8 protein-coding genes are annotated in these 11436 nt (G+C 71.9%); 4 read left to right on the forward strand and 4 right to left on the reverse strand.

The features are described from left to right. Nucleotides 1-1324 (forward strand): ATP-dependent helicase C-terminal domain-containing protein (locus J7E93_RS34895; RefSeq protein WP_285440988.1); only part of this gene is annotated, 1324 nt, incomplete at its 5' end. On the opposite strand, the gene J7E93_RS34900 is transcribed toward J7E93_RS34895, so the two are convergent. The 3 genes from J7E93_RS34900 to J7E93_RS34910 form a co-directional block, all read right to left on the reverse strand. Next, entirely contained in the window at nucleotides 1308-2285 is a 978-nt protein-coding gene (locus J7E93_RS34900) for a DUF3068 domain-containing protein (protein ID WP_215074053.1), read from the reverse strand. The two genes, J7E93_RS34895 and J7E93_RS34900, sit on opposite strands and share 17 nt — an antisense overlap. A gap of 12 nt (nucleotides 2286-2297) precedes the next feature. Then, a complete protein-coding gene (locus tag J7E93_RS34905) occupies nucleotides 2298-2438 on the reverse strand; it encodes an SPW_0924 family protein (protein ID WP_215074054.1) in 141 nt (46 codons plus the stop codon). Between the two features lie 161 nt (nucleotides 2439-2599). Beyond that, nucleotides 2600-4357 (reverse strand): lytic transglycosylase domain-containing protein, encoded by a 1758-nt coding sequence (locus J7E93_RS34910; RefSeq protein ID WP_215074055.1) that lies wholly within the window; start codon nucleotides 4355-4357, stop codon nucleotides 2600-2602. 266 nt (nucleotides 4358-4623) lie between these two features. Here J7E93_RS34910 and J7E93_RS34915 point away from each other — a divergent pair, with 266 nt between their 5' ends. Next, nucleotides 4624-5496: a DUF4184 family protein gene (locus J7E93_RS34915; protein ID WP_215074056.1), complete on the forward strand. Its 873-nt coding sequence runs from the start codon at nucleotides 4624-4626 to the stop codon at nucleotides 5494-5496. A 168-nt stretch (nucleotides 5497-5664) separates the two neighbouring features. Here the strand turns inward: J7E93_RS34915 and polA are convergent, their stop codons facing one another. Further along, entirely contained in the window at nucleotides 5665-8319 is a 2655-nt protein-coding gene (gene polA, locus J7E93_RS34920) for a DNA polymerase I (protein WP_215074059.1), read from the reverse strand. Between the two features lie 177 nt (nucleotides 8320-8496). Between polA and J7E93_RS34925 the strand changes: the two genes are divergently transcribed. Beyond that, nucleotides 8497-10779 carry an FdhF/YdeP family oxidoreductase gene (locus tag J7E93_RS34925; protein WP_215074057.1) on the forward strand — a complete coding sequence of 761 codons (2283 nt, stop codon included), beginning with the start codon at nucleotides 8497-8499 and terminating at the stop codon, nucleotides 10777-10779. Nucleotides 10780-10831: 52 nt separating this feature from the next. Continuing rightward, nucleotides 10832-11338, forward strand: a complete 507-nt coding sequence (locus J7E93_RS34930; RefSeq protein WP_215074058.1) for a PaaI family thioesterase — start codon at nucleotides 10832-10834, stop codon at nucleotides 11336-11338. Nucleotides 11339-11436: the final 98 nt, after the last annotated feature.

Here is an 11436-nt window from a genome sequence, read left to right on the forward strand (position 1 = left end):
GCGGGGGGTACGGATGTCCCGGCTCGGCCTGCATCCCCGCCTCGCCCGGGCCCTCCTGGACAGCGCGCCCGAGGTCGGCGCGCGGCGGGCGGCCGAGGTGGTGGCGCTGTTGAGCGAGGAACCGCCCCGGCAGTACGGCGACGACCTGGCGGCGGCCTGGCGTGCGGCGCGACGGGGCCGTGACGGTTACGGCGCGCGCTGGAAGGCGGAGACCTGGCGCCTGGAGCGGTCGGCCGCCGAGGCGGGGACGCCTCCCGCCGGGTCGCGGCCGGGCGGGGCAAGCAGGGCGGTCGGGGTAGGCAGGGCGGGCGGCTCCGGGGCGGAGGGCGCTCCCGAACGGGGGGACGACGCCGTCGCCGGTCTGGTCACGGCGCTCGCCTTTCCGGAGCGGGTGGCCCGGGCGCGCGAGGGCAGCGGGTTGCTCATGGTCTCGGGGACCGGCGCCGAGCTCGCCGAGGGCTCGGGGCTGCGCAGCGCACCCTGGCTGGCCGTCGCCGTGGCGGACCGGACCGCGCGGAGCGCGGTGGCCCGGGTGCGGCTGGCGGCCGTGATCGACGAGGGCGTGGCGCGGACCGCCGCCGGGCATCTTCTCCACGCGGGCGAGGAGGTCCGCTGGGAGGACGGGGACGTGGTCGCCCGGTCGGTGTCCCGTCTGGGCGCCGTCGAACTCGCGGCGCGCCCGCTCCGGGACGGCGCCGATCCCGGGCTCGTCCGGGCGGCGCTGCTCGACGGGCTGCGGCGCGAGGGGCTCGGTTTGCTGCGGTGGAACAGGGAGTCGGAGGAGCTGCGGCGCCGGCTCGGGTTCCTCCACCGGGTCCTTGCCGGGCCCTGGCCCGACATATCGGACGAGGCGCTGCTCGACCGGGCCGACGAGTGGCTGGAGCCCGAGCTGTCCCGGGCGGCGCGGCGGGCCGACCTCGGCCGGATCGATGCGGGCCAGGCGCTCCAGCGACTGCTGCCGTGGGCGACCGGCGAAGCCGCCAGGCTCGACGAGCTGGCGCCCGAGCGGATGGAGGTGCCCAGCGGCTCACGGATACGGGTGGACTACGGCGGCGAGCAGCCCGTCCTCGCGGTCAAGCTGCAGGAGATGTTCGGACTGGCGCAGACACCCCGGGTGGCGGGGATCCCGGTCGTGGTCCATCTCCTCTCCCCCGCCGGCCGTCCGGCGGCCGTCACCGCCGATCTGGCCTCGTTCTGGCGGGACGGGTACCGCTCGGTCCGCGCGGAGCTGCGCGGGCGCTACCCCAAGCACCCATGGCCGGAGGACCCCGGGGCTGCGGCGCCGACCCGGCACACCAGTGCGCGGCTCAAGAGGGAGAGGTGAGGGACCTCGGACCGGGGTCCCCTCGCCGGCCTCGGGCCTCCAGCCAGAGTGCGAGGGCGAGCAGGACGAGACTCAGGACGACGAAGGTCCACGGAAGAGTGGAGGTCACGAGAAGGACGAGGGCGCGGTTGCTCTTCACCAGTTCCTCGGTGCTGCGCAGGTAGTCCTCGCGCATCTTCACATGGCCGGAGAAGGCGGTGACGGTGTCCTTGCCCATGAGCTTGCGGGCGTTGCGGAGCTCCTCCTGGTGGATCTCCTCGCCGTTGACCGGAGCTCCGGTGACCGGGTCGACCCAGAACATGCGCTTGGTGGTGTACCAGCGGGTGATGCCCGTCTGGGCGAGGAATTCGGGGGTGATGCCTTTGACGGGCATCGACTTGGGCATGGGGACCTTGGTCCAGGGGATGGTCTGCTCGAAGTAGTAGACCTCCAAGCCCCGGAAGGTGCGCGTGCCCTTGTAGTGGATGGGGGCGGAGGTGCGGGCCTGGGCGTCGAAGTACTGGTAGTCCCGCTTCTCGGTGAGGAAGGGCCACTTGAACTCGATGCCCTCGCGGCGGACCGGGTCGCCGTCGACGGACTCGCCGGTGGCGTGGACCGGGTCCTGGCTGTGGGCGTCGAAGATGTACCGCTCGGGGACCTGGGAGACCATCTTGCCGTCGGGGCCCGCGACGTAGGAGAGCGAGTCCCAGACGACGACGTCCCGGCCGGCGTCGCGTTCGATTCTCTTCGACTCCTCCACGTTGCCCTTGAGGGTCTGGATGATCGTGAGCTTCTCGACCTGTTCGGCCTTGAGCGTGGAGTAGTTGAGGAGGGTCGCGGGCTTCGCCTCCAGGACCGTCACCTGGTACTGGTTCGGCGGGATCTTGACGGCCCGGGGGAAGACGTACCAGCGCAGGGTGGGGGCCATCGCGGCGAGGCAGACGGCGAAGGAGAGCAGGACGAGGCTGGCTCGGCGACGCATAGACGGCTCCTCCTACTTCTGGGGGCCGGGGTCGGCGGTGAGGAGGGGCTGGGGTGACGTGGGTCCGTCGGGCGGCAGGTCGACGACGGCGAAGAGCAGGATGACGAGGAGGACTGGGACCAGCCCGATGGCGGCGGCGACGAGGGCGCGCATGGTCGGCCTCCCGGTGTCGATCTGATGCGGCGTCAGGGCTGGGGCACCGTAGCAACGCGGCCGCGAGATGAGAACACGTTGCACTCAGAACACAGAGCGCCGCCCCTCCGTCCGGGGCGGACAAAGGGGCGGCGCGGTGAAGACGTACTCACCGAACGGGATCAGGGTGTCGGCGTGGCCTCGGGCGAACCGGTCGACGGTGAGGGAGACGGCGTCGGGGTAGGCGTCGGCGTCGGCGTCGGGGTTGGGGTCGGCTCGGGGGCCGGGGCGGTGACCTTGAGCTCGATGGTCACGGTGCCGCCGCCCGGCGCGGTCAGTCGCAGCAGGAAAGTACCGGCCTGGCCGTCCGCGTAGATGTCGGGGAGGGTGAGCACACCGTTCGCGTCCGTCTTCAGACCGGTGAGCGTCCGCACGGGGTCACCGTTCGCGGCCTTGAAGTAGGGGCCGTCGGTGCGTGTCCGCGGGTCCTCCGCCGAGGTGATCATGGTGGCGGTGAGTCCGACCGAGGAGGCGGCCGCGCCGTCGAGGGTGGCCTTCACGAGGACACGGTCGGCGAACTGCTCGCCGGCGGTGGCCGTCAGTGGGGTGTCGTCGCCGCGGACGAGGGTGTCGGCCTGCCGCTCGGTGACGGTCGCCTTGAACTCGACCGGCGCCAGGGTCCGTCCCGCGACCGTGGCGAGGACCTTGAAGGTGCCCGTCTGCTCGCCCGCCCTGACGAGCGGCGCGACGGCCTTGCCGGCCGATCCGGTGGTGACGGTCACGCTCTTGGCCAGGCCGCCGAAGTTGGCGTCGGTGGAGCCGACGATCTCGAACCGTATGCGGAGGTTCGCGACCGGCTTGCCCGCCGAGTCGAGCGCGACGATGGCCGGCCGCGCGGCGAAGACGTCACCCGCGGTGGCCGTCAGCGTGCCGGTGCCGCCGTCCTTGATCCGTACCACCTGCGCGCTCGCCGGCGGCTTCGTGGACGGGGTGCCCGGTGTGACGGGCGTGGACGGCTTCGACGTGGACGGGTTGGAGGGGGACGGCGACGGGGTGGTGGGCACCGTCTGCGTCGGTCGCGGCGAGTTGCCGCCGCGCGGGGTGTCGCTGCGGTCCCTCGGCAGCTGGCCCGTGCCGTCCGGGACCTGGTGGGTGCCGCGCTTGTAGTACTCGAACCAGGAGAGCACCGTGTGGAGGTACTCGGTCGAGCGGTTGTAGCTGAGGATGGCCCGGTCCAGGTCCGCCTTGACCGCGAGATCGCGGTTGTTGGCGCAGAGGTAGAGGCCGGCGGCCTGCGCCGCGTCGTAGATGTTGTTGGGGTCCTTGCGGCCGTCGCCGTTCGCGTCCTGACCCCAGGTCGCCCAGGTGGAGGGGATGAACTGCATCGGGCCGACCGCGCGGTCGTGCGTCGCGTCCCCGTCGAAGGCGCCGTTGTCGGTGTCCGAGATGTTGGCGAAGCCGGCGCCGTTGAGCACCGGGCCGAGGATCGGCGAGAAGGTGGTGCCGTTGGCGTCGACGCGGCCGCCGCGCGCCTGGCCGGACTCGACCTTGCCGATGCCCGCGAGCAGCTGCCAGGGAAGGTGGCACGCGGCGTCGGTGGTGCGTATGGACTGCTCCGCCCGCTTGTAGGCGGCGAGGACGGACGCGGGTATGCCGGCCTCCGCGGGGCCGGTGACGATCGGCAGTTGTATGGAGGTGCCGGGCTTGTTCGGTGTGTTCAGCGGCGGCAGGTCGGTGTAGTACGGGGAGTCACCGGTCGCCGAGCCGTCGGGGGGTGTCGTGGTGTCACCGGCGCCGACGGGCCGGTCGCCGCTCGCGTGGTCCGCGGGCGGCGGGGCCACTCCGGGGCCCTGCGAAGCGGCCAGCGCGGCCACCGCCGCGGCCACGACAGCACCGCTGGTGGCTCCTCTGCGCAGCCGGCGGCCGAATTGCGCTGCCATACGTATGGTTCCCTCCCCGTCGACTGCACTCGCGCTCCCCGCGCGTGGACTCAGGCGACCCTATGACACCGACGGGCCCGCGAACACCGAGCCCTGACCGTCTTTCACGCTTTCGTCACCTCTTGACCGCCCTCGTGACCGCCGACATCACTCCCGACATCGCTCCCGACACCGCTCCCGATCACTCGCGCATACTGGGCGGACCGTCGACCGCCGCCCGCAGGGGATGTCCGGGGGTCGGCACGGATCCTGAGGGGGATGTTCCGATGCCGTTCACGTTGAGTCATGCCGCCGCGGTCCTGCCGGGCCTCCGGAGAGACGGCACCGCGCGCGGCCCGCTGATCGCCTCCGCGCTCGTGGCGGGGTCGTTCTCGCCCGACATGACCTACTTCGCGGCCACGGCGATCCCGGAGGCGATGGTCTTCGGCGACGTCACGCACTCTGCGCTGGGCATCGTGACGGTCGATGTGCTGATCACCGCAGCGCTGGTGGCGGTGTGGCTGATGGCGCGTGAGCCGCTGATGGCCCTGTTGCCGGCACGGTGGAGGGGACGGGTGTACGGGTTCGTCCGGGGCCGCTCCTGGCGGGGGCGGCGGGCGCCCGCGCTGGCCGCCTGGTTCGCCGTCTCGGCGGCGCTCGGGGCGGTGACCCATGTGGCGTGGGACTCGTTCACCCACCTCGACCGCTGGGGTACACGGTCCGTTCCGTTCCTCGGGGAGATCGTGGCCGGTTTCCCCGTCTATCTGTATCTCCAGTACGGCGGCTCGGCGTTGGCGCTCGGCCTGCTGGTGTGGTTCACGGTTCGGGCGCTGCGCGCGACCTCCGCGGCCGCTGCGCCGCCCCCGGAGGTTCCGGTCCTGGAGCGGCGGGGGCGGTGGCTGGCCGGCGGGCTGATCGGGGTGTGCGTCCTGGCCGGGATCGTGCACCGCTGCCTGCGCTGGTACGCGTACTGGGGCCGTGTCGAGACGCCCCTGGACATCATCCCGACCGCGTGTTTCGGGGGAGGCGCGGGGCTCGCCGTCGGCCTTGTGCTGTACGGGGCGGGGATGCGGCTGCGAAGGCCGTCTCCGCCGGCGGCCCCCGGAACGACGCCCGCCGGGGCTCGCGAGCCGGTGCCCTCCCGTCCGGGATCCCGCTGATCTCGCCGGCCGAGCGCCGCGGACCGCTCCGAGGCCTGTCCGCGGGAGCTCGGTGTGGGCCGGCCCCCGCCTCGCGGCTCTGGCGGGTCCGCCCCCGGCTCCGGCGCACGCCCGCCGGTCTCGCGGTCGGGTGGCGTGCGCCGGCTCCGGTTCGTCAGTGCGCTCTCGTCAGTGCGCCGCCGACTCCCAGTCCGGGCCGACGCCGACCGAGACGTCGAGCGGGGCGCGGAGGGTGACCGCGGAGGCCATCTCCTGGCGGACCAGGGACTCGACCTGCTCGCGCTCGCCCGGGGCCAGTTCCACGACGATTTCGTCGTGGACCTGGAGCAGCATGCGGGAGGCGAGACCGGCGTCCGTCAGGGCGCGGTCGACGTTCAGCATCGCGACCTTCACGATGTCCGCCGCCGTGCCCTGGATCGGGGCGTTCAGCGCCATCCGCTCGGCGGCCTCACGGCGCTGGCGGTTGTCGCTGTTCAGGTCCGGGAGGTAGCGGCGGCGGCCGAGCATCGTCTCGGTGTATCCCGTCGCGCGGGCCTCGTCGACGACCCGGCGCAGATAGTCGCGTACCCCGCCGAAGCGCTCGAAGTACGTGTCCATCAGGGCGCGCGCCTCGCCCGCCTCGATGTTCAGCTGCTGGGAGAGACCGAAGGCGGACAGGCCGTACGCCAGTCCGTACGACATGGCCTTGATCTTGCGCCGCATCTCCGCGTCGACGGCGGTCCGCTCGACGCCGAAGACCTGCGAGGCGACCGTGGTGTGCAGGTCCTCGCCGGAGGTGAACGCCTCGATGAGGCCCTCGTCCTCGGAGAGGTGGGCCATCACCCGCAGCTCGATCTGGCTGTAGTCCGCGGTCATCAGGGCCTCGAAGCCCTCGCCGACGACGAAGCCGTGCCGGATGGCCCGGCCCTCGTCCGTGCGGACCGGTACGTTCTGCAGGTTCGGGTCCGTGGAGGACAGCCGCCCGGTCGCGGCCACGGTCTGGCTGAAGGTGGTGTGGATGCGGCCGTCCGCGGCGATCGTCTTGATCAGGCCCTCGACCGTGGAACGCAGCCGGGCCTGCTCGCGGTGGCGGAGCATGATCACCGGCAGCTCGTGCTCGGTCTGGCCGGCCAGCCAGGCCAGCGCGTCCGCGTCCGTGGTGTAGCCGGTCTTGGTCTTCTTCGTCTTCGGCAGGTTCAGCTCGCCGAAGAACACCTCCTGCAGCTGCTTGGGCGAGCCGAGGTTGAACTCGTGGCCGACCGAGGCGTGCGCCTCCTTCACCGCCTGCTGCACCGCACCGGCGAACTGCAGCTCCATGGCCTCCAGATGGGCCCGGTCGGCCGCGATGCCATGGCGCTCCATCCGGGCGAGGAGCAGCGACGTGGGCAGTTCCACATCGTGCAGCAGCTCGGTCGCGCCCACCTCGCCCAGCTTCTCGCCGAACGCCTCACCGAGGTCGAGGACGGCGCGGGCCTGGGCCATCAGCGCCTCCGCCTCGGCGTGCTCGTCGGCGCCGAAGGCCAGCTGACCGTCCGCGGCGGCGGGGGCCAGCTCGCGGTGGAGGTACTCGACGGAGAGCGCGTCCAGGGCGAAGGAGCGACGGCCCGGCTTGACCAGATAGGCGGCGAGCGCGGTGTCCATCGTGATGCCCTCGATGTGCCAGCCGTGCTCGGGGAAGACCCGCAGCGCGTCCTTGGCGTTGTGCATCACCTTCGGCCGGGCCGGGTCCCCGAGCCAGGCCGTGAAGGCCCGCTCGTCGGCCTCGTCGAGCCGGGTGGTGTCGAACCAGGCGGCCTTGCCGTCGGCCGCCGCGAGCGCGACCTCGCTGACATTGCCGACGCCCAGGGCCCAGGTGGCGACGGTGGCCACGCCGAGCGGCCGGTCGCCGTGCTGCTCCAGCCAGAAGGCGAGCTCGCCAGTGCCCAGGACCGTGCCGTCCAGCTCGACGCCCGCGTCCGGGGCCGGGGCCTCTTCCTCCGCCGCGCCGGGGTCGACCGCGAGCAGACGGTCGCGCAGGCTGGGGTTACGGATCTCCAGGACCTCCAGGAAGCCCTTGAGGGCGGTCCTGTCGTACGGCGCACGCTCGAGGTCCGCGACGGTGCGGGGCAGCTCGACGTCCCGGACGAGCTCGGTGAGGTGCCGGTTCATCTTGACCGACTCCAGATGGTCACGCAGGGCCTGGCCGACCTTGCCCTTGACCTCGTCGGCGCGCTCGACCAGCTCCGCGAACGACCCGAACTGGTTGATCCACTTCGTGGCGGTCTTCTCGCCGACGCCGGGGATACCCGGCAGGTTGTCGGACGGGTCGCCGCGCAGGGCGGCGAAGTCGGGGTACTGCGAGGGGGTCAGGCCGTACTTCTCCTGGACCTTCTCCGGGGTGAAGCGGGTCAGCTCGGAGACGCCCTTGGTGGGGTACAGCACGGTCACATGGTCGGTGACCAGCTGGAAGGAGTCGCGGTCGCCGGTGACGATGAGGACGTCGAAGCCGGCCGCCTCGGCCTGGGTGGCGAGCGTGGCGATGATGTCGTCGGCCTCGAAGCCGTCCACCGCGAACCGCTCCGCGTTCATGGTGTCGAGCAGCTCGCCGATCAGCTCGACCTGCCCCTTGAACTCGTCGGGGGTCTTCGAGCGGTTCGCCTTGTACTCGGGGAAGTCCGCCGAGCGCCAGGTCTTGCGGGAGACGTCGAACGCGACGGCGAAGTGCGTGGGCGCCTCGTCGCGCAGCGTGTTCGCCAGCATCGACGCGAAGCCGTAGATCGCGTTCGTCGTCTGTCCGCTCGCGGTGGTGAAGTTCTCCGCGGGCAGTGCGAAGAACGCCCGGTACGCCAGCGAGTGCCCGTCCATGAGGAGCAGGCGGGGACGGTTGTCTTCGGTCTTCTTCGATGCTGTCTCTGCCACGGAGACGATCCTGCCACGGACCACTGACAATCCCCTCCACGGACGACCCGCGGACCCACTGTCGGCGGTCCGTGACAGGATCGGAGACGTACGCCACAGGATTACCGCTCAAGGGAGAGCGCGATGGTCAGCAAGCCGCCCGCAGGCGACCCGGTCCAGGACGCGCCGCAGGTCGCGCCGCCCCAGCACGCCGCCGCCGGGCTCCCCGCCGTCGGGCACACGCTCAGGATCGCGCAGGCGCAGATGGGCGTGCGGCGTACCGCGCAGACCTTGCTCAAGGTCAATCAGAAGGACGGCTTCGACTGTCCCGGCTGTGCCTGGCCGGAGGGCGACAAGCGGCACGTGGCGGAGTTCTGCGAGAACGGGGCGAAGGCGGTCGCCGAGGAGGCGACCCTGCGCCGCGTGACACCCGACTTCTTCGCCGCGCACCCCCTCTCCGACCTGGCGAACCGCAGCGGCTACTGGCTGGGGCAGCAGGGCCGGATCACCACTCCGATGCTCCTGAACGAGGGGGCCGACCGGTACGAGGCGGTGACCTGGGAGCGGGCCTTCGCGATCATCGCGGAGGAGCTGACCGCGCTCTCCTCGCCGGACGAGGCTCTCTTCTACACATCGGGCCGGACCAGCAACGAGGCCGCGTTCCTGCTCCAGCTCTTCGCCCGCGAGTTCGGCACCAACAATCTGCCGGACTGCTCCAACATGTGCCACGAGTCGTCCGGTTCGGCGCTGAACGAGACGATCGGCATCGGCAAGGGCAGTGTCTCCCTCGAAGATCTCCACCAGGCCGACCTGATCGTCGTCGCCGGCCAGAATCCGGGGACGAACCACCCGCGGATGCTCTCCGCGCTGGAGAAGGCCAAGGCCGCGGGCGCGAAGATCATCTCGGTCAATCCGCTGCCCGAGGCCGGCCTGGAGAAGTTCAAGAACCCCCAGACCCCGCACGGCCTGCTCAAGGGCGCATCGCTCACCGACCTCTTCCTGCAGATCCGCATCGGCGGCGACCAGGCCCTCTTCCGGCTGCTCAACAAGCTGATCCTGGAGACCGAAGGGGCGGTCGACGAGGAGTTCGTCCGCGACCACACGCACGGGTACGAGGAGTTCACCGCGGCCGCCCGCGCGGCGGACTGGGACGAGACGCTCGCCGCGACCGGCCTGACCCGTGTCGAGATCGAGCGGGCCCTGGAGATGGTCCTCGCATCGGAGCGGACCATCGTCTGCTGGGCGATGGGGCTCACCCAGCACAAGCACTCCGTGCCCACCATCCGCGAAGTGGTCAACTTCCTCCTCCTGCGGGGCAACATCGGCCGCCCGGGCGCCGGGGTGTGCCCGGTCCGCGGCCACTCCAACGTGCAGGGCGACCGGACGATGGGCATCTTCGAGCGCCCGGCGCCCGCTTTCCTCGACGCCCTGGACAAGGAGTTCGGGATCGTCTCGCCACGCCATCACGGCTTCGACGTGGTCCGCTCCATCCAGGCGCTGCGCGACGGCGAGGCGAAGGTCTTCTTCGCCATGGGCGGCAACTTCGTCGGTGCCACGCCCGACACGGAGGTCACGGAGGCGGCGATGCGCCGCGCCCGGCTGACCGTGCACGTCTCGACGAAGCTGAACCGCTCGCACGCGGTGACCGGCACGCGCGCGCTGATCCTGCCCACGCTCGGGCGCACCGACAAGGACGTCCAGAAGTCGGGCAGGCAGTTCGTGACGGTCGAGGACTCGATGGGCCTGGTGCACGCCTCGCGCGGCAACCTGCCGCCTGCGAGCCCCGACCTGCTCTCGGAGCCGGCCATCGTGGCCCGGATGGCGCGTGCCGTGCTCGGCGCCGGATCCGCGACACCCTGGGAGGAGTTCGAGAAGGACTACGCCACGATCCGCGACCGCATCGCGCGCGTGGTGCCGGGATTCGAGGACTTCAACGCCCGGCTCGCCGCGAACCCCGGCGGCTTCGCGCTGCCCCACGCCCCGCGGGACGAGCGCCGTTTCCCCACGGCCACCGGCAAGGCCAACTTCACCGCCGCGCCCGTCGAGTACCCGGCGGTGCCGGAGGGCAGGCTGCTGCTGCAGACCCTGCGCTCGCACGACCAGTACAACACCACGATCTACGGCCTCGACGACCGCTACCGCGGGATCAAGGGCGGCCGCCGCGTCGTCCTGGTCCACCCGGCGGACGCGGCGGCGCTGGGCCTGGCGGACGGGGCGTACACGGACCTGGTCAGCGAGTGGACGGACGGCAGCGAGCGGCGGGCGCCCGGCTTCCGGGTGGTGCACTATCCGACGGCCCGCGGGTGCGCGGCGGCGTACTACCCGGAGACGAACGTCCTGGTGCCGCTGGAGTCCACCGCGGACGTCAGCAACACCCCCGCCAGCAAGTCCGTGATCGTACGTCTGGAACAATCACACTCCGCCTAAGCGTTTGCTCAGGTGGATCAGCAGCCGTACGAAGACGAACGGAGCCGGGCCGATGGGTGAGCAGCAGCACGTGAAGTTCCCGCAGGAGATCATCGACGAGTACGCCGTGCTCGGCGTGGATCTTCCCGCCCTCTTCTCGGCCGGGCACCTCGGCAACCGGATGGGCGTGCAGATCGTCGAGGCCTCGGCGGAGAAGGTCGTCGGCACGATGCCGGTGGAGGGCAACACGCAGCCGTACGGACTGCTGCACGGCGGCGCGTCGGCGGTGCTCGCCGAGACGCTGGGCTCGATCGGCTCGATGCTGCACGGCGGGGTCTCCAAGATCGCCGTGGGCGTGGACCTGAACTGCACGCACCACCGCGGGGTCCGCAGCGGTCTGGTGACGGGTGTCGCGACGCCGGTCCACCGGGGGCGCTCCACGGCCACGTACGAGATCGTGATCACCGACGAGCAGGACAAGCGCGTCTGCACGGCTCGGCTGACCTGCATGCTCCGTGAGGTCACCGCGAAGGACGCGGCGAGCGTCCCGGACGCCGGCGTGACCGGCGGCGCCGCCTGAGCGACCCTCGTTGAACCCGGGCGCCGCCCGAGCCGGCCCCCGCTGAACCCGGGCGCCGCCCGAGCGGCCCCCCGCCGGACCCTGACGCGGCCCGGGAC

Source organism: Streptomyces sp. ISL-36, assembly GCF_018614205.1.
Classification (GTDB): Bacteria; Actinomycetota; Actinomycetes; order Streptomycetales; family Streptomycetaceae; genus Streptomyces.

Excerpts from the sequence above, each read along its gene's own strand:
- J7E93_RS34900 (WP_215074053.1), bottom strand. The coding sequence starts at position 2,285 with ATGCGTCGCCGAGCCAGCCTCGTCCTGCTCTCCTTCGCCGTCTGCCTC.
- J7E93_RS34905 (WP_215074054.1), bottom strand. The coding sequence starts at position 2,438 with ATGCGCGCCCTCGTCGCCGCCGCCATCGGGCTGGTCCCAGTCCTCCTC.
- J7E93_RS34910 (WP_215074055.1), bottom strand. The coding sequence starts at position 4,357 with ATGGCAGCGCAATTCGGCCGCCGGCTGCGCAGAGGAGCCACCAGCGGT.
- J7E93_RS34915 (WP_215074056.1), top strand. The coding sequence starts at position 4,624 with ATGCCGTTCACGTTGAGTCATGCCGCCGCGGTCCTGCCGGGCCTCCGG.
- polA (WP_215074059.1), bottom strand. The coding sequence starts at position 8,319 with ATGGACGGGCACTCGCTGGCGTACCGGGCGTTCTTCGCACTGCCCGCG.
- J7E93_RS34925 (WP_215074057.1), top strand. The coding sequence starts at position 8,497 with ATGGTCAGCAAGCCGCCCGCAGGCGACCCGGTCCAGGACGCGCCGCAG.
- J7E93_RS34930 (WP_215074058.1), top strand. The coding sequence starts at position 10,832 with ATGGGTGAGCAGCAGCACGTGAAGTTCCCGCAGGAGATCATCGACGAG.